Origin of the sequence: Pseudaminobacter soli (ex Li et al. 2025) (assembly GCF_029892515.1) — a bacterium.
Taxonomy (GTDB): Bacteria; Pseudomonadota; Alphaproteobacteria; order Rhizobiales; family Rhizobiaceae; genus Pseudaminobacter; species Pseudaminobacter soli_A.
In genome coordinates this window covers 1,286,334-1,306,278 of the sequence record NZ_JARXVF010000001.1, presented here as the reverse complement: position 1 = coordinate 1,306,278, position 19,945 = coordinate 1,286,334, and the positions used below count along the sequence as shown (strand labels likewise).

General features: G+C 64.8%; 18 protein-coding genes and 1 pseudogene. 12 read left to right on the top strand and 7 right to left on the bottom strand.

Going from position 1 to position 19,945, the window contains the following annotated elements:
* Positions 1-153: 153 nt before the first annotated feature.
* Positions 154-363: a SlyX family protein gene (locus M2281_RS06180; RefSeq protein WP_280820200.1), complete on the bottom strand. Its 210-nt coding sequence runs from the start codon at positions 361-363 to the stop codon at positions 154-156.
* Positions 364-582: 219 nt separating this feature from the next.
* Here M2281_RS06180 and M2281_RS06175 point away from each other — a divergent pair, with 219 nt between their 5' ends.
* The 6 genes from M2281_RS06175 (at position 583) to deoA (ending at position 6,843) form a co-directional block, all read left to right on the top strand.
* Positions 583-2,115: an ABC transporter ATP-binding protein gene (locus M2281_RS06175; protein ID WP_280820199.1), complete on the top strand. Its 1,533-nt coding sequence runs from the start codon at positions 583-585 to the stop codon at positions 2,113-2,115.
* Entirely contained in the window at positions 2,112-3,251 is a 1,140-nt protein-coding gene (locus tag M2281_RS06170) for an ABC transporter permease (RefSeq protein WP_280820198.1), read from the top strand. Before M2281_RS06175 ends, M2281_RS06170 begins: the two co-directional genes overlap by 4 nt.
* On the top strand, positions 3,251-4,222 hold the full coding sequence (locus M2281_RS06165; RefSeq protein ID WP_280820197.1) for an ABC transporter permease: 972 nt from the start codon (positions 3,251-3,253) through the stop codon (positions 4,220-4,222). The genes M2281_RS06170 and M2281_RS06165 overlap by 1 nt, the downstream gene beginning before the upstream one ends.
* A gap of 83 nt (positions 4,223-4,305) precedes the next feature.
* The gene (gene cdd, locus M2281_RS06160) at positions 4,306-4,698 is read left to right on the top strand and encodes a cytidine deaminase (RefSeq protein ID WP_280820196.1); all 393 of its coding nucleotides are present in this window, start codon (positions 4,306-4,308) and stop codon (positions 4,696-4,698) included.
* Entirely contained in the window at positions 4,695-5,501 is an 807-nt protein-coding gene (locus M2281_RS06155; RefSeq protein ID WP_280820195.1) for a purine-nucleoside phosphorylase, read from the top strand. Before cdd ends, M2281_RS06155 begins: the two co-directional genes overlap by 4 nt.
* 22 nt (positions 5,502-5,523) lie before the next feature.
* Positions 5,524-6,843: a thymidine phosphorylase gene (deoA, locus tag M2281_RS06150; RefSeq protein ID WP_280821135.1), complete on the top strand. Its 1,320-nt coding sequence runs from the start codon at positions 5,524-5,526 to the stop codon at positions 6,841-6,843.
* 76 nt (positions 6,844-6,919) lie between these two features.
* Here deoA and M2281_RS06145 read toward each other — a convergent pair whose 3' ends face one another.
* Positions 6,920-8,134: an MFS transporter gene (locus M2281_RS06145; protein WP_280820194.1), complete on the bottom strand. Its 1,215-nt coding sequence runs from the start codon at positions 8,132-8,134 to the stop codon at positions 6,920-6,922.
* Positions 8,135-8,207: 73 nt separating this feature from the next.
* On the opposite strand from M2281_RS06145, the gene M2281_RS06140 reads away from it, so the two are divergent.
* Complete coding sequence (locus M2281_RS06140) at positions 8,208-9,185, top strand: AraC family transcriptional regulator (protein ID WP_280820193.1); 978 nt, start codon at positions 8,208-8,210, stop codon at positions 9,183-9,185.
* 38 nt (positions 9,186-9,223) lie between these two features.
* Here the strand turns inward: M2281_RS06140 and M2281_RS06135 are convergent, their stop codons facing one another.
* The 3 genes from M2281_RS06135 to M2281_RS06125 all read right to left on the bottom strand — a co-directional run bounded on the left by M2281_RS06135 (position 9,224) and on the right by M2281_RS06125 (position 11,713).
* Complete coding sequence (locus M2281_RS06135; RefSeq protein WP_280820192.1) at positions 9,224-9,775, bottom strand: TIGR02281 family clan AA aspartic protease; 552 nt, start codon at positions 9,773-9,775, stop codon at positions 9,224-9,226.
* A gap of 234 nt (positions 9,776-10,009) precedes the next feature.
* Positions 10,010-10,636 carry a uracil phosphoribosyltransferase gene (gene upp, locus M2281_RS06130; RefSeq protein WP_280820191.1) on the bottom strand — a complete coding sequence of 209 codons (627 nt, stop codon included), beginning with the start codon at positions 10,634-10,636 and terminating at the stop codon, positions 10,010-10,012.
* A gap of 102 nt (positions 10,637-10,738) precedes the next feature.
* Positions 10,739-11,713, bottom strand: a complete 975-nt coding sequence (locus M2281_RS06125) for an adenosine deaminase (RefSeq protein WP_280820190.1) — start codon at positions 11,711-11,713, stop codon at positions 10,739-10,741.
* Between the two features lie 118 nt (positions 11,714-11,831).
* Between M2281_RS06125 and ubiE the strand changes: the two genes are divergently transcribed.
* The 5 genes and pseudogenes from ubiE to gstA all read left to right on the top strand — a co-directional run bounded on the left by ubiE (position 11,832) and on the right by gstA (position 16,278).
* Complete coding sequence (gene ubiE, locus M2281_RS06120; RefSeq protein WP_280820189.1) at positions 11,832-12,608, top strand: bifunctional demethylmenaquinone methyltransferase/2-methoxy-6-polyprenyl-1,4-benzoquinol methylase UbiE; 777 nt, start codon at positions 11,832-11,834, stop codon at positions 12,606-12,608.
* Positions 12,609-12,621: 13 nt separating this feature from the next.
* Positions 12,622-14,196 carry a 2-polyprenylphenol 6-hydroxylase gene (gene ubiB / locus M2281_RS06115; RefSeq protein WP_280820188.1) on the top strand — a complete coding sequence of 525 codons (1,575 nt, stop codon included), beginning with the start codon at positions 12,622-12,624 and terminating at the stop codon, positions 14,194-14,196.
* 18 nt (positions 14,197-14,214) lie between these two features.
* A pseudogene (locus M2281_RS06110) lies at positions 14,215-14,310 on the top strand (type II toxin-antitoxin system VapC family toxin); the annotation flags it as partial.
* A gap of 12 nt (positions 14,311-14,322) precedes the next feature.
* Entirely contained in the window at positions 14,323-15,540 is a 1,218-nt protein-coding gene (coaBC, locus tag M2281_RS06105; protein ID WP_280820187.1) for a bifunctional phosphopantothenoylcysteine decarboxylase/phosphopantothenate--cysteine ligase CoaBC, read from the top strand.
* A 132-nt stretch (positions 15,541-15,672) separates the two neighbouring features.
* Entirely contained in the window at positions 15,673-16,278 is a 606-nt protein-coding gene (gstA, locus tag M2281_RS06100) for a glutathione transferase GstA (RefSeq protein ID WP_280820186.1), read from the top strand.
* Positions 16,279-16,382: 104 nt separating this feature from the next.
* On the opposite strand, the gene gyrB is transcribed toward gstA, so the two are convergent.
* Complete coding sequence (gyrB, locus tag M2281_RS06095) at positions 16,383-18,836, bottom strand: DNA topoisomerase (ATP-hydrolyzing) subunit B (RefSeq protein ID WP_280820185.1); 2,454 nt, start codon at positions 18,834-18,836, stop codon at positions 16,383-16,385.
* A gap of 344 nt (positions 18,837-19,180) precedes the next feature.
* Positions 19,181-19,768, bottom strand: coding sequence for an NADPH-dependent FMN reductase (locus tag M2281_RS06090; RefSeq protein WP_280821134.1), 588 nt, complete (start codon positions 19,766-19,768; stop codon positions 19,181-19,183).
* Positions 19,769-19,945: the final 177 nt, after the last annotated feature.

Genomic DNA, 19,945 nt, shown 5'->3' with positions numbered 1-19,945 from the left:
AACTAACCCCCTTTTGCGGGAGGCCGCGCGAATGCGTGGCCTCCCTGCGGGGCTCCGGATGGAGCCCGTCGAAAACTCCCGGCGCCTCAGCGCCAAAAGCTCCCAGACAATCAGATCAATATTAGCCGCGCCGGCTTAAGCTCGCACGGCGTGTCACCAGTGCGGCGGTTTGGTCGCTTCGTGGCCGGGGGACGTCTGTTCCTCCAGTACCAGGAAGCGGTCGGTCAGCGCATCAAGCTTGCGTTGCAGCCGGTCGATCACCTTCCACTGTTCCGCGATCTGGCCGGACAGTTCCTCGATAGTCTTTTCCTGCTCCGCCGCCCTGATCTCGAGCGCCGTCAGCCGTTCGTCGGGGGCAGTCATGTTGGAATCCTTTGTCGAAGCGAGAATCGGTGCGGGATACTTGCCACAAATTCTCGACAATCTGTCGATATCGCGCCCGTTGTCGTCCGGGAAAATTGACAAGAGCCGGGCGATTTGTCGAGAGTGAACCGTGGCCTCGAGCCGAATTGGCAGAGGTCAAGCGCCATGCTAGCTTTTGACCAAATGATAAAAAATAAATAATGAGAGGTGGACCGTCGCATGGCGGAAGCTGCAATCGAGCTGATCGGCATCAATAAGAGTTTTGGTGCCGTTCGCGCCAATCGCGATATCAATCTTGAGATCGCTCCGGGAACAATCCACGGCATCATCGGCGAAAACGGGGCCGGCAAATCGACCCTGATGTCGATCCTGTACGGCTTCTACCAGGCCGACAGCGGCGAGATCCGCGTGGGCGGCAAGCCTACGGCGATCCGTTCGTCCAACGACGCCATCGCGGTCGGCATCGGCATGGTGCACCAGCACTTCATGCTGGTCGAGAACTTCACCGTGCTCGAAAACGTCATGCTCGGCGCCGAGGGCGAGGCGCTGCTCACCAACTCCATTTCCAAGGCGCGCTCGGAGCTGCGCCGGCTGGAGCGCGAATACGGCCTGGAGGTCGATCCCGATGCGATCATCGAGGAACTGCCGGTGGGCCTCCAGCAGCGCGTGGAAATCCTCAAGGCGCTCTATCGCGGCGCCGAAATCCTAATCCTCGACGAGCCCACCGGCGTGCTGACGCCGGCCGAGGCCGATCACCTGTTCCGCATCCTCCAGCAGCTCAAGGAGCAGGGCAAGACGGTGGTGCTGATCACGCACAAGCTGCGCGAGATCATGGCCATCACCGACACCGTTTCGGTCATGCGCCAGGGCACGATGGTCGCCACCCGCAAGACCGCCGAAACCACGGTCGAGGAGCTGGCCGAGCTGATGGTCGGCCGCCGCGTCCTGTTGCGCGTCGAAAAGGGCGAGGCCAAGCCGGGCGCGGTAAAGCTGTCGGTGAAGAACCTGACGGTGAAGGACTCGCGCGGCGTCACCATGGTCGACAACGTCTCCATCGACGTGCGCGCCGGCGAGATCGTCGGCATCGCCGGCGTCGCGGGCAACGGCCAGTCGGAGCTGATCGAGGCTATCGCCGGCACGCGCCGCGCGGTCTCGGGCACAGTCACGCTCGACGGACAGCCGATCGACGTCACCGGCATTGTCGATCCGGGCGAGCTGCGCGACCGGGGCCTGGCCCATGTGCCGGAAGACCGCCACCATGTCGGCCTGGTGCTGGCCTTCGAGGAGAACGAGAACTCGATCCTCGGCTATCACGATCAGCCGAAATATCTGAACGGCCCGTTCCTGAACATCGAAGCGATCCGCAACGATGCACGGGACAAGATCCAGAAATACGACATCCGCCCCAACGACTGCCGCCTCAAGACCGCCAATTTCTCCGGCGGCAACCAGCAGAAGATCGTGCTGGCGCGCGAGATCGAGCAGGACCCGGGCGTCCTCATCGTCGGCCAGCCGACGCGCGGCGTCGATGTCGGCGCCATCGAATTCATCCACAAGCGCCTCATCGCCATGCGCGACCAGGGCAAGGCCGTACTGCTGATCTCGGTCGAGCTTGACGAGATCCGCTCGCTCTCCGACCGCATCCTGGTGATGTTCGCCGGCCGTGTCGTCGGCGAGCGCGGGCCTGACGCAACCGAGGGCGAACTTGGCCTGCTGATGGCCGGCGTCGAACGCAAGGAGGCCGCAGAGTGAGCACGCCCTACGCAAAACTGCCCCGCTGGGCGGACTACGGTCTGATCCCGATGATCAATCTTGCCGTGGCGTTCGTCGTCGCCGGCTTCGTCGTCATGCTGGTGGGCGAAAACCCGCTGCGCGCGGCCGAGATTCTGGTGCAGGGCGCCTTCGGCAACGGCCAGAACATCGCCTACACGCTGTTCTACGCCACCAACTTCATCTTCACCGGCCTTGCGGTTGCCGTGGCCTTCCATTGCGGCCTGTTCAACATCGGCGGCGAGGGGCAGGCCTATATCGCCGGCCTCGGTGTCGCGCTGGTGTGCCTGGCCTGCGACAGCGTGCTGCCCTGGTGGGCGACCTTCCCGCTGGCGATCCTCGCCGCGGCCGCGGTGGGTGCGCTGTGGGCGCTGGTCCCGGCCTATCTCCTGGCCAAGCGCGGCTCGCACATCGTCATCACCACCATCATGTTCAACTTCATCGCCGCCAGCGCGATGGTCTATCTCCTGGTGGACGTGCTGAAGCCCGCAAGCTCGATGGCGCCGCAGACCCGCGACTTCCTGCCCGGCGCGCAGCTGCCCAAGCTCGGCTGGCTGCTCGAAATGTTCGGCATGACCGTACGCTCGGCGCCGCTCAACATCTCGTTCCTGCTGGCGCTCGTCATGGCCTTCCTGGTCTGGGTGCTGATCTGGCGCACCAAGCTCGGCTACGAGATGCGCACCTACGGCTTCAGCCCCAAGGCGGCGCGCTATGCCGGCATTTCCGAAACGCGCATCATCATCATCACCATGATGATCTCGGGCGCGCTGGCCGGCATGATGGCGCTGAACCCGATCATGGGCGACCAGCACCGCGTGCAGCTTGATTTCGTCACCGGCGCGGGCTTCGTCGGCATCGCGGTGGCGCTGATGGGGCGCTCACATCCGGCCGGCATCGTGCCGGCGGCCATCCTGTTCGGCGTGCTCTACCAGGGCGGTGCCGAGCTCGCCTTCGACATGCCTGCCATCTCGCGCGACATGATCGTCATCATCCAGGGCCTGGTCATCCTGTTTGCCGGCGCGCTGGAGCATATGTTCCGCCCAACGATCCAGACGCTGTTCGCCAGCGTCAGCCCGCGTTCGGTCGGCGTTACCGTGGTCAAGGGGGAGGGCGCCTGATGGAGCTCGTCGACGTTCTCGTTCAGCTCATCGGCGCCACGATCCGCGTCTCAGTGCCGCTGCTGCTTGCCTGCCTTGCCGGCCTCTATTCGGAGCGCGCGGGTATTTTCGACATCGGCCTCGAAGGCAAGATGCTGGCCGGCGCCTTTGCCGGCGCTTCGGCCGCAGCCGTCACCGGCTCGGCCTGGGTCGGGCTTGCTGCGGCCGTGCTGACGGCGGTCTGCTTCGGGTTGGTGCACGGCTTTGCCTCGATCACCCATCGTGGCAACCAGATCGTGTCGGGCGTGGCGATCAACTTCATCGCCGCCGGCTCCACCATCATCCTCGGCCAGGCCTGGTTCCAGCAGGGCGGCCGCACGCCGTCGCTCAGCGGCGACGCCCGCTTCCAGGCCATCACGCTGCCGGGGGTGGATGCGGTGAAGGACGTGCCGGTGATCGGCCCGATCTATTCACAGATCATCTCCGGCCATTCGCTGCTGGTCTATGTCGCCTTCCTCATGGTGCCGTTCACCTGGTGGGTGCTGTTCCGCACGCGCTTCGGACTGCGCCTGCGCGCCGTGGGCGAAAACCCGGCGGCGGTGGATACGGCGGGCATCTCGGTGACCTGGCTGCGCTATCGCGCGGTGCTGTGCACAGGCGTGCTGACCGGCATTGCCGGCGCCTATCTGTCGGTGGCGCAGAATGCCGGCTTCGTGAAGGACATGACCGCCGGCAAGGGCTTTATCGCGCTCGCCGCGCTGATCTTCGCCAAGTGGAAGCCGGTGCCGGCCATGTTCGCCTGCCTGCTGTTCGGCTTCCTCGAAGCCGCTTCCATCCGCTTCCAGGGCATGCCGTGGCCGATGATCGGCAAGGTGCCGGTGCAGCTCATGCAGGCGCTGCCTTACATCCTCACCGTCATCCTTCTCGCCGGCTTCATCGGCAAGGCCATTCCGCCGCGCGCCGGCGGCGTGCCCTATGTGAAGGAACGGTGATTTAGGCTCACAAAAGCGTAGCCTCTCCCCTCATGAAGTGGGGAGAGGCGTCGAGCGGGCCGAGACGGAGAGGGGATAAAACCATGTCTCACGACCTATTTCTTGCCGCCAGGCAGGCCATGGCCAAGGCCCATGCGCCCTATTCGAAATTCCCGGTGGGGGCCGCACTGCTCACCGAGGATGGTCGCGTCTTCTCCGGCTGCAACATCGAGGTGGCGTCCTATCCCGAGGGCTGGTGCGCCGAAACCACCGCACTCGGCCACTACATCATGGGCGGGGGCGGCAAGATCGCCGAGATCGCTGTCGTTGCCGAACGCATGGACCGCATCACGCCCTGCGGCGGCTGCCGCCAGCGCCTGGCCGAATTCGCCGGCGCTGACACAAAACTCTTTCTCTGCGACCAGACCGGCGTGGTCGAGACGGTGACGATGGGGCAGATGCTGCCCTACGGTTTCGAAGGCAGTACGCTGAAATGAAGGAAGCGATCGATCATCTCGTCGAGCGGCTGGGCGGGCTCGCGCCGCGCGTCGCGCTCGTGCTCGGCTCGGGTCTCGGCGGCCTCGTCAACGAGGTCGAAAAGCCGGTCCGCATCTCCTATGCCGACCTGCCGGGCTTCCCGGTCAGCGGTGTCACCGGCCATGCCGGCGAGATCGTTGCGGGCCATTTCGCCGGTGTGTCGGTGCTGATGCTGGCCGGCCGTGCGCACTACTATGAGCACGGCAATGCCGCCGCCATGCGGCCGGTCATCGAGACACTGGCCGGCATCGGCATCACGCATCTGCTGCTCACCAATGCTGCCGGTTCGGTCGACGCCGACATGCTGCCCGGCTCGGTGATGCTGATCGAGGACCACATCAATTTCTCCGGCACCAATCCGCTGTTCGGCGAGCCGAGCGACCGCCGCTTCGTCGGCATGACCGGCGCCTATGACCCCGGCCTGCGCGCTGCGCTGAAGCGCGCCGCGGCGACCGCCGATATCAAGCTGCATCGGGGCGTCTACATGTGGTTCTCGGGCCCCAGCTTCGAGACGCCGGCCGAAATCCGCATGGTGCGCATCCTGGGCGCCAATGCGGTCGGCATGTCGACCGTGCCGGAGGTCATCCTGGCGCGCTTCTTCGGCCTCAAGGTCGCGGCCTGCTCGGTCATCACCAATCTGGCCGCCGGCATGACCGGAGCCGAGCTCTCACACGAAGAGACCAAGGACATGGCGCCCATCGGCGGCGCCCGTCTGGCCACGGTGCTGAAGACCATGTTCCGCGAGGGGTTTTTGGATGAGTAGCGGCGCAGCGAGGGGAAGCAGCCTGCTTCCGCAGGAAATCATCCGCCGCAAGCGCGACGGCAAGCCGCTCTCCGCCGACGAGATTGCCGGTTTTGTCCAGGGGCTGACCTCGGGCGCGGTGTCCGAGGGCCAGGTGGCAGCACTTGCCATGGCTGTCTTCTTCAACGGCATGAGCCGCGACGAGGCGGTGCCGCTGACGCTTGCCATGCGTGACTCCGGAGACGTCCTCGACTGGTCAGACCTGCCCGGCCCGGTCACCGACAAGCATTCCACCGGAGGCGTCGGCGACAACGTCTCTCTGATGCTGGCGCCCATCGTGGCGGCCTGCGGGACCTATGTGCCGATGATTTCGGGCCGCGGCCTTGGCCACACCGGCGGCACGCTGGACAAGATGGATTCCATCCCCGGCTATGTCAGCCAGCCGGATAACGGCCTGTTCCGCGATGCCGTGCTGAAGACGGGCTGCGCCATCATCGGCCAGACGGCGAACCTCGCACCGGCCGACAAGCGGCTCTATTCGATCCGCGACGTGACGGCGACCGTCGAATCCGTTCCGCTCATCACCGCTTCGATCCTGTCGAAGAAGCTGGCGGCAGGGCTGCAGTCGCTGGTGCTCGACGTCAAGGTCGGCAATGGCGCCTTCATGGCCAAGAGCCGCGATGCCACAGCGCTCGCGACCAGCCTGGTCGAGGTGGCGAATGGCGCGGGCTTGCCCACCTCGGCGCTGATCACCAGCATGGACGAGCCGCTGGCCTCTGCCGCCGGCAATGCCGTGGAAGTGCAGAACGCCGTCGATTTCCTCACCGGCCATCATCGCGACCGCCGGCTGGAGCAGGTCACACTGGCGCTGGCCGCCGAGATGCTGCAGCAGGCCGGCATCGCCGCTTCCAACCAGGAAGGCGAGCGGCGTGCGCGGCAGGTGCTGGACAGCGGCGCAGCGGCCGAAGTGTTTTCGCGCATGGTGGCCGTGCTCGGTGGGCCGTCGGATTTCGTCGAGAAGTGCGCGTCCTATCTGCCCAAGGCCAAGCTGGAATTTGCCGTGAAGGCGCCGCGCGACGGCTTCGTGTCGAATATCGAGACTCGCGACGTCGGCATGGCGGTGGTGGCGCTGGGCGGTGGCCGCATCAAGCCGGAAGACGGCGTCGACCACACGGTCGGCATCACCCGGTTGTTGCCGGTCGGCACCGAGGTCAAAACCGGCGAAGCGCTGGCGCTGGTGCATGCACGCGGCGAAGCGGATGCCGAGCGCGCAGCGGCAGCGGTGCTCGCCGCTTACACGCTGGGCGATGCGAGGCCGACCCCGAACAAGGCGGTGGTCCGGCGCATCGGCCCGCGCAGTTGACTTAAGCCCTGGCTTTCGCGCCCGGCCGGAGAAAAAAATCGGCGCGGCGGTTTTTCAACCGCCGCGCCGTGCCGTTTCAGGCCCTGATGGCGGGTGCGCGGAAGAACATCACCGCGGCAGCCAGGAAGGCGACGAGGCTGCAATAGGCGAATGCGCTGGCAACGCCGGCATTGTCCACCAGAAGCCCGCCGAACACCGCGCCCGCCGCGATAGCCACCTGGAAGGTTGCCACCATCAACCCGCCCGCGCTTTCGGCCTGATCGGGTGCAGCACGGACCATCCAGGTCTGTACGCTGACCGGCACCGCGCCGAAGGCAAAGCCCCACAGCGCGACCGAGATGGCCGCGGCGGTTGGCGACGCGCCCAGAACGAGCAGCGACAGCGCGGTCGCGCCAATCACCAGCGGAGCCAGGCATACGGCAGTCTTGAGGCTGCGCTCGGCCAGCAGGCCGCCGGCGAGATTGCCGAAGAAGCCACCTACGCCGAAAGCGAGCAGCACGAGCGAGATCGTTTCGATGCTGAGCGCCGGAACCTGTTCAAGGAAAGCGCGGACATAGGTGAAGCCGGCAAAGTGGCCGGAAGCCAGCAGCAGGATCAGGACGAGCCCGAGCCGGATCAGCGGGTTGCGGGCAACGTCCAGCAGGCTGCGGAAGCTCGATACGTTGACCGGTGGTAGGCTGGGCACGCTCACCAGCTGCACCAAAAGCGTGACGACGCCGATGACGCCGGCAAGCATGAATGTGCTGCGCCAGCCCCACAGGTCGCCCACATAGGCGCCGATCGGCGCGGCGCAGACAGTGGCGAGCGAAACGCCGGTGAGGACGATCGACATGGCGCGCGGCAGCACGTGGCTGGGCACAAGCCGCATGGTGATCGCCGCCGACATCGACCAGAAGCCGCCGAGCCCGATGCCCAGCACAACGCGCGCCAGCAGCAGCACCGGCAGCGACCAGGCGATTGCTGCCAGCACGTTGGACAGGATCAGCATCAGCGTCAGGCCCCACAACACATGCCTGCGGTCGATGCGCCTGGTGGCGATCGCAAGCGTGGGCGCGGCAATCGCTGCCACCACGGCAGTGGCCGTCACAGCCTGTCCGGCCGCGCCTTCGGTCACGCCGAGATCCTGCGCCAGTGGTGTGAGCAGGCTGGCCGGCAGGAACTCCGCCGTTACCAGTCCGAAGACCCCTAGCGCCATGGAAAGCACGGCGGCCCATGCGGGGTCTGTTCGTTCCTCTGGCTGCGCCTGGTCGAGAAATGCGGCGTCGATGGCGCCTGTTGCGGGTTCGGTCATGATGGGCTCTCCGAATGATTGGGAGCGGAAAATGGGCGTGACGATATGGAGTTTCCATGTTAGAAACGCCATTATGCTTGACCGATCGTCCAAACTTCCAATCACCGGCGACCCGCTGACGGACATATTGCGCGGCCTGCGCCTAGACGGCGTGGAATACGGCCGTTGCGAAATGAAGGAGCCCTGGGGCACCGAATTTCCAGCGCAGGCGGGCGCGCGCTTCCACTTCGTCGGCAGGAAGGGCTGCTGGCTGAAGCAGCCTTCGGGCGAGTGGGTGGAGCTCAATGCCGGCGATGCGGTCTTGCTGCCGCGCGGTGCCGCCCATGTGCTGGCGAGCGCGCCCGGCGTCAAGGCAACTCCGATCACCGGCTATTCAGTCACTGAGCTCTGCAAGAACATCTACTGCGTGTCGGATGACAGTCGGCCGAAGGAAGGCTGCCGGCCGGGTACGCTGCTTTTCAGCGGCAGCATGTATTTCAATCTCGACAGCCTGCACCCGCTGCTTGGCATGATGCCGGACGTGATGCTGACCCATGGGCTCGACGCTTACGAGCCGGCAATTCCAGCCTTGCTGGATGCGATGGCGCGCGAGGTCACCATGGATCGGATGGGAGCGGGGGGCATCCTCGCTCGTCTTGCCGACGTGCTGGCCGCCACCGTCATTCGCCTATGGGTGGAGCGGGGATGCGGTGATTCCACTGGCTGGATCGCCGCCGTGCGAGACAAGGATATCGGCCGGGTGCTGGCCGCCATTCATCTCGAGCCGAACCGCGACTGGACGGTGGAGGTCCTGGCCCGCATGATGGGCGCCTCGCGCTCGGGTTTTGCCGAGCGCTTTGCAACGATCGTCGGGCAGCCGCCGCTGAAATACGTCACCCAGGTGCGCATGCATCAGGCGCGGCAGTGGCTCGTCCGCGACCGGGCCAAGATCGCGGTCGTCGCCACGCGGCTCGGCTATGAATCGGAAGCGGCCTTCAGCCGGGCCTTCAAGCGCGTCATCGGCGCGCCACCCAGCCATTTCCGCTCCGAAGATGCCGGCGCGGCCGGATAGGTATCCAGCCGCGAAGCACTCCGGGGCAGGCAGCGGCGCTACTGCACCATCACCAGCGTGCCGTTTTCGACCTGGTACTTGCCGAGCCGGTTGAGGAAGCTCATGCCGACCAGCGTGCCCGACAGCGCCTTGTCGTCCATCACCACCGCCTGCACATCGTCGAGGGAGACCTGGCCGATCTGCAGCCGGTCGATGGTCACGAGTGCGGCGCGCGCCATGCCATTGGCGGTATCGACCTGCTCGGAAAAGTCCATCTGTGCCGGCGAAATGCCGATGCGCCGCGCCGTCGAGCGGTTGATCGCCACGACTGTCGCTCCGGTGTCGATCATGGCATCGACCCGGCGCCCGTTCATCGTGAACTCGGCGGTGAAGTGGCCGCGCTGGTCGGCCGCCAGCCGCACCTTGCGGCCGCTCGTGTCGTTCGGACGCAACGACGCCGGCATGGCCGAAACGGATGCCGTCGTCATTTTGTCGCTGCCCAGGAAGGAGACCAGCATGCGCTGGAACACTTCCTGGTTCGACTGATAAAGCGCCGGGAACGACGCAGAGGTTCCCGCGCAGACGGAGAAGATGATCAACTTGCGTAGCATGTGCCGCCCTGTTCTTTTTATTAGGGTGAACTTAGGCCTGCATGGTATCGGGGCCTTTAACGCCACGACGTTCCCGTGGCGTTTCGCAAGGATTTCGGCGCGTGTCCTTAATCGCCGGTAAAACGGCCTAGAGCATTTTGCAGCCAGACGGAATCGTCTGGCGTCGCACAAATGCGGCTAAGAAAACGGCTAGAGCGGCGGAAAAGCATTCATCAGAATGCCCGTCGCTCTGGCTTATTTTGTGCCGTAGAGACGGTCGCCCGCGTCGCCGAGACCGGGGATGATGTAGCCCTTCTCGTTGAGCTGGCGGTCGATTGCCGCGGTGAAGACCGGCACGTCCGGATGGGCCTTGGTGAAGCGGTCGATGCCTTCGGGTGCTGCCAGCAGGCACAGATAGCGCATGTTGGTGGCGCCGCGCTCCTTCAGCTTGTCGATGGCCGCGATGGCCGAATTGGCGGTGGCCAGCATCGGGTCGACGACGATGATCAGGCGGTCGGCGAGGTCGCTCGGCGCCTTGAAGAAATACTCCACAGCTTCGAGCGTCTCGTGGTCGCGGTAGAGGCCGATATGGGCAACGCGCGCGGCCGGCACCAGATCGAGCAGACCTTCCAGAAGCCCGTTGCCGGCGCGCAAAACCGAGGCGAAGACTAGCTTCTTGCCCTCGAGGATCGGCGCTTCCATGGTCTCGATGGGCGTCTCGATGGATTTGGTGGTGAGCTCCAGGTCGCGCGTCACCTCGTAGCCGAGCAGCAGCGAGATTTCGCGCAGCAGCCGCCGGAAGCTCGCCGTGGACGTTTCCTTGTCGCGCATGATGGTGAGCTTGTGCTGCACAAGCGGATGGTCGACGACTGTGACGCCCATTGAAATCTCTCCTGAAGGTTCTGCTGTGGCCGCAACATTAGCGGTTGCGGGCAGCCGGTGAAACCGCCTGCCCCGCGCCAGCCCACAGCTTTGTGCCCATTTTCAGCGTTTTGGCGCGTCAAGACGCGATAATAGCGCCGCCTTGGTCTTGCGGTCCACAAAGGCGGCTTCGATCGCTGTGCGAGTCACCGCTGAAAGCGCCTTGTCGCTCATGCCGAAATGCGTCGCGGCGATATCGTATTCGCGCTTCAGCGTCGTCCAGAAATAGGGCGGGTCGTCGGAATTGAGCGTCACCTTGCACCCGGCCTCCTGCAACTTCAGGAAGGGGTGGCTGGCAAAATCGTCGAACACTTTGAGCGCGATGTTGGAGCCGGGGCAGCACTCCAGCACCACGCCCTCGTCGGCGATGCGCTTGACGAGGTCCGGGTTCTCAATAGCGCGCACGCCGTGACCGATGCGCGAGGGGCGGATGTGGTCGAGCGCGGCCTTGACGCTTTCCCAGCCGCCAAACTCGCCGGCATGAACGGTGATGCCTAGCCCCGCTTCGCGCGCGATCTCGAAGGCGCGCACATAATCTTCCATGTCTCCCTGGCGCTCGTCGCCGGCAACGCCGAAGCCGGTGACCAGCGGATGGTCGCACTTGGCCGCAAAGCGCGCGGCCGCCTCGATCGATTCGACGCCGACATGGCGCACGCCGGTCACGATCATGCGGCCCTCGATGCCGGTCTTGTCGCGGGCGCGCAGCATGCCTTCGCCGAGCGCTTCCGTGTAGGCCTGCGGCGACAGTCCGGCCTTGATGGCGTGGTCGGGCGAGGTGAAGACCTCGGAATAGATCGCGCCGTCGCGCGCCAGGCTGGTCAGGTAGTGCTCGGAAAGCCTGGCGTAGTCGTCTTCCGTACGGAACAGGTCGGACGCCACGTCATAGGCCGCGAGGAAGCTGGTGAAATCGTGCCAGACAAACGAGCCGTCGCGGATGATGTGGGAGACATCCTTGCCATATTTGGCGGCCTGTTTCAGCACCAGCTCAGGCGCTGCCGCACCCTCGATGTGGCAGTGCAATTCCGCTTTCAAAGGCATCTGGTCTCCCTCGCAAAGTCTGTCCCCGAAAAGCGCGGCTCTTCACCGCGCCTTAAACAATAGCGTCGCCCATTCTGATCGGCTATGGTCCCGCCGGATTTATGGCGGATCGGAAAAAATGTCAGAGCAACGGACCACTGTGGCCGGCGGCATGGAGACCTCCTACGGCTTCAAAAGCGTAGGGCAGGACGAGAAGCAGGGACTGGTCAACGAGGTTTTCCACCGCGTTGCCGGCCGCTACGACCTGATGAACGACCTTATGTCGGCTGGCCTGCATCGCCTGTGGAAAGATGCGATGGTGGCCTGGCTCAATCCGCCCAAGCGGCCCGGCTGGCGCGTGCTGGACGTGGCCGGCGGCACCGGCGACATTTCCTTCCGAATCGTCGAGGCCTCGAACCGGCAGGCGCATGCCACCGTGCTCGACATCAACGGCTCGATGCTGGCCGTAGGCAAGGAGCGCGCCGAAAAGCGCGGCCTGTCGGCGAACACCGAGTTCGTCGAGGCCAATGCCGAGGAACTGCCTTTCCCCGACGAGACCTTTGACGCCTATACGATCGCCTTCGGCATCCGCAACGTGCCGCGCATCGACAAGGCGCTGTCGGAGGCCTATCGCGTGCTGAAGCCCGGCGGGCGTTTCCTCTGCCTCGAGTTCTCCGAAGTCGAGATGCCTATACTCGACAAGGTCTATGAAAGCTGGTCGTTCAACGCCATCCCGCGCATCGGCCAACTCGTGACCGGCGACGGCGAGCCCTACAGCTATCTGGTCGAATCGATCCGCAAATTTCCCAACCAGTCGAACTTCGCCGCGATGATCTCGCGGGCCGGCTTCGACCGGGTCTCATACCGGAACTACTCCGGCGGCATCGCCGCCCTGCATTCCGGCTGGAAGCTGTGACGGGCGGCTTCGCATGAGTTCTGCAGGTGCCGCTTTCCGGCTTGTCCGGGCTGGATGGATTCTGACGCGTGAGGGCGTCGTCGCGGCTTTGCCGGGCGAGGACATGACCGGCCTGCCGAAATTCGGCTGGCGCATCGCCAAGCTTTTGACGCGCGGCGGCGCCCGCCGGCGCCAGCGTTCGGAGCGACTGGCCGGCGCGGTGGCGCGGCTGGGACCCTCCTATGTCAAGCTCGGCCAGTTTTTGGCGACGCGCCCCGACGTTGTCGGCAACGACATCGCCGTCGATCTGGCGCTGCTGCAGGATCGCATGCACACCTTCCCCAGGGCGCAGGCGGTGCATGCCATCGAGAGCTCGCTGGGACGTCCCGTCAACGATCTTTTCATCGAACTGGGCTCGCCGGTCGCCGCCGCATCCATCGCGCAGGTCCATGTCGCCGAGGTCGAGCGCGACGTCGGTCCGTCCAAGGTTGCCGTAAAGGTGATCCGGCCGGGCGTGCGCAAGGCCTTCCAGAACGATCTGGAAAGCTTCTTCCTCGCGGCCCGGCTGCAGGAACGCTACATGCCCTCCACCCGGCGGCTGAAGCCGGTCGAGGTGACCGAGACGCTGGCGCAGACCACCCGCATCGAGATGGATTTGCGGCTCGAGGCGGCGGCGCTGTCCGAGATCCGGGAAAACACGCGCGACGACCCCGGCTTCCGCGTGCCCGACGTCGACTGGGAGCGCACCGGCCGCGACGTGCTGACGATGGAGTGGGTCGACGGCATCAAGATGAGCGATGTCGAAGGGCTGCGCGCTGCCGGCTATGACCTGCCGCTGATCGCCTCCAACCTGATCCAGTCCTTCCTGCGCCACACGCTACGCGACGGCTTCTTCCATGCCGACATGCATCCGGGCAACCTGTTCGTCGAAGCCGACGGCACTATCGTGGCCGTCGATCTCGGCATCTCCGGCCGGCTCGGCAAGAAGGAACGCCACTTCCTGGCGGAGATCCTCTATGGCTTCATCACGCGCAACTATGTGCGGGTAGCCGAGGTGCATTTCGAGGCCGGCTATGTGCCGCGCAAGCACAATGTGGCGGCCTTCGCCCAGGCCATCCGCGCCATCGGCGAGCCGATCCATGGCCAGCCGGCCGAGACCATCTCCATGGCCAAGCTGCTGACCTTGTTGTTCGAAGTGACAGAGCTGTTCGACATGCAGGCGCGCCCCGAGCTGATCCTGTTGCAAAAGACCATGGTGGTGGTGGAGGGCGTGGCCCGCACGCTCGATCCGCATTTCAACATGTGGAAGACATCGGAGCCCGTGGTGGGCGGCTGGATCGCCGACAATCTGGGGCCCCGGGGCATGCTGAGCGATGCGCGCGACGGTTTGCATGCGCTGGTGTCGCTGGCCCGCCAGGCGCCCGAGCTTGCCGCCCGCACCGAGCGCCTCTCGCGCGAGATCGACGCCATGGCCGAGCACGGCCTGCGCTTCGACAAGGCGACGGCCAAGGCGATCGGCGAGGCCGAAGCGCGCAACACCCGTTCCGGCCGCATCGCCCTTTGGGTGATCGCGCTGACCTTGATCTGGATCGGCTGGAAGCTGCTGTAGACGATTTGGGCGACCGGTTCCTATGCCCTTGCCAAGACCCGCAATCTGCCGCTGCTTTTCAAGGGCGACGATTTCGTCCATACCGATATCGAGCCGGCGCTGAAGCCGGCATAAGGGCGGCAAGGCATGACACTCTCGGGCAAGCGCATTCTGCTCATCATCGGCGGCGGCATCGCGGCCTACAAGTCGCTCGACCTTATTCGCCGCCTGCGCGAACGTGGCGCTTCGGTGCGCTGCGTCATGACCGAGGCCGCGCAGCAGTTCGTCACGCCGCTTGCGGTCGGCGCGCTCATTGCCGACCATGTCTTCACCGATCTTTTCGACCGCCAGGACGAGCAGGATGTCGGCCATATCCGCCTGTCGCGTGAGGCCGACCTGATCGTGGTGGCGCCTGCCACCGCAGACCTGATGGCCAAGCTCGCCAACGGCCTGGCCAATGATCTTGCCTCCGCCGTGCTTCTCGCTACCGACAAGCCGGTGCTGATAGCGCCGGCGATGAACCCGAAAATGTGGTCGCATCCGGCGACACGGCGCAACCATACGACGCTTGTGAAAGACAGCGTCGCTTTCGTCGGCCCCAACAAGGGCGAGATGGCCGAGAGCGGCGAGGCCGGCGAGGGGCGCATGGCCGAGCCGCTGGAGATCGTCGCAGCCATCGAGGCAAAATTCGACACGCGGCCGAAGCCGTTGACCGGCCGCAGGATCATCGTCACCTCCGGCCCCACGCATGAGCCGATCGACCCGGTGCGCTATATCGCCAACCGCTCGTCGGGCAAGCAGGGGCATGCGATCGCGGCCGCTCTCGCTCGGCTCGGCGCCGACGTGCAGCTCGTGTCCGGCCCGGTCACCATTCCCGATCCGGCCGGCGTCCACACGACCCATGTCGAAAGCGCGCGCCAAATGCAAGATGCGGTGGAAAGCCTGCTGCCGGCCGATGCTGCGGTCTTCGTTGCTGCCGTCGCCGATTGGCGCACCGCCAATTCGGCCGATGAAAAGATCAAGAAGGTGGCGGGCGAGGGGCCTCCGGCTTTGCAGATGGTCGAGAACCCCGACATTCTCGCCACAATCGGCCACGCCAAGAACCGCCCCTATCTCGTGGTCGGCTTTGCGGCCGAGACGCAGAACGTCGTCGCCAACGCCGAGGCCAAGCTGAAGAAGAAGGGTGCGGATTTCATCGTCGCCAACGATGTCTCCGCGGCCGGCGGCGCCATGGGCGGCGACCGCAACCGGGTGAAGATCGTCTCCAAGGCCGGCATCGAGGAATGGCCGGACATGAGCAAGGACGAGGTCGCCGCGCGGCTGGCCGAAGTCATTGCCGAACGCCTGAAGACCATCACGGTCTGACCGGCCGACGGCGAGCATTCCGCGCCGGCGCCGTTTCGCATCCGAACACTCATTGTTTATCGAATGCGGCCTTGGCCGCGCCTCATGCGCGTGCAACAGGGGCATGCCAATCCATTCGGAGTATCTTTCCAAATGAAACTTTTTTACATGCCCGGCGCCTGCTCGCTGGCCCCGCACATCGTTGCCAATGAAGCCGGCCTGGACGTCGAGCTCATCAAGGTCAACGGCAAGACCAAGAAGACCGAAACCGAGCAGGACTTCCTCGCCACCAATCCCAATGGCTATGTGCCGGCGTTGGTGCTGGCCGACGGCGAACTGATGACCGAGGCGTCGGTGCTGGTGCAGTACCTTGCCGACCAGAAGCCCGAAAGCGGGCTGATGCCCAAGGCAGGCGAAATGGCGCGCTACCGCGTGCAGCAGTGGCTGGCTTTCGTTTCGACCGAACTGCACAAGGCCTTCGGTCCGTTCTTCAAGCCCGACACGCCCGAGGCGACCAAAGAGACGAACCGCGCGCATCTCAACAAGCGCCTTGCCTATGTCGACCAGAAGCTCGAGGGCCGTTCCTATCTGATGGGCGAGGCTTTTAGCGCCGCCGACGCCTATCTGTGGACCGTTCTCGGCTGGGCTCGCCATATCGGCTTCGACCTGTCGCCCTTCGCCAATATCCAGCGCTTCATCGGCACCGTGGCCGCCCGCCCGGCCGTGCAGCAGGCGCTACGCGAGGAAGGCCTGGCCTGAGCCAAGAAGGCTTAGCCAAAGGCAAGCCAAAACAAACCGGCCCGGAAATCGAAATGCCGATTTCCGGGCCGTTGTTATTTCAATGCTGTGGTGATTGACGCGCGTTACACGTCCAGGTTCGCCACCGAAAGCGCGTTGTCTTGGATGAACTCGCGGCGCGGCTCGACCTCGTCGCCCATCAGGCGCGAGAACAGGCTGTCGGCGTCGGTGGCATCGGTAACCTTGACCTGCAGCAGCGAGCGCACGTTCGGATCCAGCGTGGTTTCCCAAAGCTGCTCGGCATTCATTTCGCCGAGGCCTTTGTAGCGCTGCATGGTCAGGCCCCTGCGGCCAGTGGCGAATACGGTTTCCAGAAGCCGCGTCGGCCCGGAAATCACCTCCGAGGTTTCCTTGCGGCGCAACGTCGGCGGCTGGCCATAGATATCCCCGAGGCGACCGGCGTAGCGATCCAGCGCGCGCGCATCGGCCGAGTTCAGTAGCCCCGTGTCGAGCACGGCCGCTTCCCTCACGCCGCGCACGGTGCGCTCGAAGACATAGCCGCCGGGACCGTCGCTGGAGATCGCGGTGCGGCCGTGCCATCCGCGCTCGGTTTCTTCCGCTATGGCGTCCAGCCGCTGGGCGATGGTTTCGGCCATGGCGTTGGCGCGGTCGAGATCCTCGAGGATAGCCGGGTTCAGCGCGCCGGCGATCGCCGCCTGCTCCACGATGGGTCGTGAATAGCGCGTGTGCAGGCCGTTCAGCAGGCTGCGCACGGCAAGCGCGTCGTCGATGACGGCGCGCAGGTCCTGGCCGGTCCGTACCTCGCCCGAGCCAAGCGTCAGCGAGGCTTCGTCGAGGCCGGTGTTGACCAGATACTCCTCGAACGCGCCCTCGTCCTTGAGGTACTGCGAGCTCTTGCCGCGCGTGACCTTATAGAGCGGCGGCTGCGCGATGTAGAGGTGCCCGCGCTCGATCAGCTCCGGCATCTGCCGGAAGAAGAAGGTGAGCAGGAGCGTGCGGATGTGGGCGCCGTCGACGTCGGCGTCGGTCATAATGATGATCTTGTGGTAGCGCAGCTTGTCGGCGTTGAAACCGTTGGTCTCGTCCTTGCCGATGGACGTGCCGAGTGCGGTGATCAGTGTGCCGATCATGTCGGACGACAGCATGCGATCGAAACGCACGCGCTCCACGTTCAGGATCTTGCCGCGCAGCGGCAGGATGGCCTGGTTCTGACGCGAGCGGCCGCTCTTGGCCGAGCCGCCTGCGGAGTCACCCTCGACGATGAACAGTTCCGACTTGGCCGGATCGCGCTCCTGGCAGTCGGCAAGCTTGCCGGGCAGCGAGGTGACGCCGAGCGTGCTCTTGCGCGTGATGTCGCGCGCCTTGCGCGCGGCTTCGCGCGCGGCGGCGGCCTGGATCACTTTTTCGACGACGGCCTTGCCTTCGCTCGGATGTTCTTCGAGCCACGTGCCGAGCGCCTCGTTGACGAGGTTTTCGACCACGGGCCGAACTTCCGAGGAAACGAGCTTGTCCTTGGTCTGCGAGGAGAATTTCGGGTCGGGAACCTTGACCGAGAGAACAGCCGTCAGGCCTTCGCGGCAGTCGTCGCCGACGAGCGAGACCTTTTCCTTCTTGGTCAGGCCCGAGCTCTCGCCATAGCCGGTCACCTGGCGCGTCAGCGCGCCTCGGAAGCCGGCAAGGTGGGTGCCGCCGTCGCGCTGCGGAATGTTGTTGGTGAAGCACAGCACGTTCTCGTGGTAGCTGTCGTTCCACCACATCGCCACTTCCACGGTGATGCCGTCGCGCTCGGCGCGGATGGCGATAGGTGCGGGGATCAGCGGTTTCTTGGCGCGGTCGAGATATTTCACGAAAGCTTCGAGGCCGCCTTCGTAGAGCAGTTCCTGGGTCTTGACGTCGGCATGGCGCTTGTCGGTCAGCACGATGCGCACGCCCGAATTCAGGAAGGCGAGCTCGCGCAGACGGTGCTCGAGCGTGCCGTAGTCGAACTCGACCATCGAGAAGGTATCGGGCGAGGGCAGGAACGACACTTCCGTGCCAGTCTCGTCGCCGGCGTCGCCCACTTCCTTTAGCGGAGCGTCGGCCGCGCCATGGGTGAAGCTCATCTCGTGGATGCGGCCCTTGCGGCGGATGCGCAACTTGAGCCAGATCGACAGCGCGTTGACGACGGACACGCCCACGCCGTGCAGGCCACCGGAGACCTTGTAGGAATTCTGGTCGAACTTACCGCCGGCATGCAGCTGGGTCATGATGACCTCGGCCGCCGACACGCCCTCGGAGGGGTGGATGTCGGTCGGAATGCCGCGGCCGTTATCGGTCACGGTGCAGGAGCCGTCGGGATTGAGCGTGACGGTGACCAGCGTGGCGTGGCCTGCGAGCGCCTCGTCAATGGCGTTGTCCACCACTTCGTAGACCATGTGGTGAAGGCCCGAACCGTCGTCAGTGTCGCCAATATACATGCCGGGCCGCTTGCGCACCGCGTCCAGCCCCTTGAGGACCTTGATGGAGTCGGCGCCGTATTCGGCTGGCCCGCCAGCCAGGTTGTCGGTCGTATCGCTCATGAAGTGCTTTCGTCTCTCTGTAGCGGGACAGGCGCGCAAGACCGTCCCGAATCGCGCGCCTGTTCATCTTTCAGATATAGGCTCTCCGGGTCATTTTTCCAAGTTTTACAAGGATTTTGCGGGGGAAATCAGGCAGATTTTGGCCTGTTTTGAAGGCTTGTGGCGAAAGCCTGGACGGGCACTCCGCCCAGCAGCTCGCCCCTTGCGGTCACCACTTCAGCCAGCACTCCGCCGGCTAGCCGGATGAGCGGATCGTTGAGCCGGCTCTCATGCCAGTAGACGCGCCCCGCCTGGTGCAGGCGGGGCGATTTTCCGGACTGGCTCTATCTGGCTACGCCTGCGGGTCAGGCGGCGGCAGCGGCCTGCTTGGCGGGGCGCAACGCCTTGAGGGCACCAGTCCAGCGGTCGAGCTCGTCCAGCATGGTCTTTGCGCCGGCGGCGATGAGGTCGTTCGGCTTGAACTGGCCGTCGGCCAGGAACTGCGGATAGTTCGGCACCGGAACGCCTTCCGGGATCGGCACGATCTTGACGGTGTTCATGAGCGTCTTGGCCGATTCCACGGCGCGCAGGCCGCCCGAAACGCCGCCGTAGCTTAGGAAGCCGGCGGGCTTGTAGTTCCATTCGGTCGACAGATAGGTGATGGCGTTCACCAGCGGGGCCGGGATGAAATAGTTGTATTCCGGCGTCACGAACACGAAGGCGTCGCCTTCGGAAATGGTCTGCGACCACTGCTTGGTGTGCTCGTTCTCATACTGGCCCAGGCGCGGGTGCTTCGGCTCGTCGAACAGCGGCAGGTTGAACTCTGCGATGTCCACGACAACCGGTTCGAACTTGCCGTGTTCGCGCGCAACATCGGCGAACCACTTGGCGAAGAGGGGGCCGACGCGGCCCGGCCGGGTGCTGCCGATGATGATGTGGAGCTTGTGCGTCAATGTCATGATCCCTATGCGATTTTAGTCACCAAAAGTAACCTAGGGAGGAAATGCGCCTAACGCCTCCAGAAGGCAAGCGAGCACTTTTTGGTAACCGGCGAATTGGCCGGTGACGTAGCGTTCACCCTTTGCGGAACGGTCTTCGTTTCTGTGGACGGGGCTCCCTTGGAAGCTTAC

Excerpts from the sequence above, each read along its gene's own strand:
- M2281_RS06180 (WP_280820200.1), bottom strand. The coding sequence starts at position 363 with ATGACTGCCCCCGACGAACGGCTGACGGCGCTCGAGATCAGGGCGGCG.
- M2281_RS06175 (WP_280820199.1), top strand. The coding sequence starts at position 583 with ATGGCGGAAGCTGCAATCGAGCTGATCGGCATCAATAAGAGTTTTGGT.
- M2281_RS06165 (WP_280820197.1), top strand. The coding sequence starts at position 3,251 with ATGGAGCTCGTCGACGTTCTCGTTCAGCTCATCGGCGCCACGATCCGC.
- cdd (WP_280820196.1), top strand. The coding sequence starts at position 4,306 with ATGTCTCACGACCTATTTCTTGCCGCCAGGCAGGCCATGGCCAAGGCC.
- M2281_RS06155 (WP_280820195.1), top strand. The coding sequence starts at position 4,695 with ATGAAGGAAGCGATCGATCATCTCGTCGAGCGGCTGGGCGGGCTCGCG.
- M2281_RS06145 (WP_280820194.1), bottom strand. The coding sequence starts at position 8,134 with ATGACCGAACCCGCAACAGGCGCCATCGACGCCGCATTTCTCGACCAG.
- M2281_RS06140 (WP_280820193.1), top strand. The coding sequence starts at position 8,208 with ATGCTTGACCGATCGTCCAAACTTCCAATCACCGGCGACCCGCTGACG.
- M2281_RS06135 (WP_280820192.1), bottom strand. The coding sequence starts at position 9,775 with ATGCTACGCAAGTTGATCATCTTCTCCGTCTGCGCGGGAACCTCTGCG.
- upp (WP_280820191.1), bottom strand. The coding sequence starts at position 10,636 with ATGGGCGTCACAGTCGTCGACCATCCGCTTGTGCAGCACAAGCTCACC.
- M2281_RS06125 (WP_280820190.1), bottom strand. The coding sequence starts at position 11,713 with ATGCCTTTGAAAGCGGAATTGCACTGCCACATCGAGGGTGCGGCAGCG.
- ubiE (WP_280820189.1), top strand. The coding sequence starts at position 11,832 with ATGTCAGAGCAACGGACCACTGTGGCCGGCGGCATGGAGACCTCCTAC.
- ubiB (WP_280820188.1), top strand. The coding sequence starts at position 12,622 with ATGAGTTCTGCAGGTGCCGCTTTCCGGCTTGTCCGGGCTGGATGGATT.
- coaBC (WP_280820187.1), top strand. The coding sequence starts at position 14,323 with ATGACACTCTCGGGCAAGCGCATTCTGCTCATCATCGGCGGCGGCATC.
- gstA (WP_280820186.1), top strand. The coding sequence starts at position 15,673 with ATGAAACTTTTTTACATGCCCGGCGCCTGCTCGCTGGCCCCGCACATC.
- gyrB (WP_280820185.1), bottom strand. The coding sequence starts at position 18,836 with ATGAGCGATACGACCGACAACCTGGCTGGCGGGCCAGCCGAATACGGC.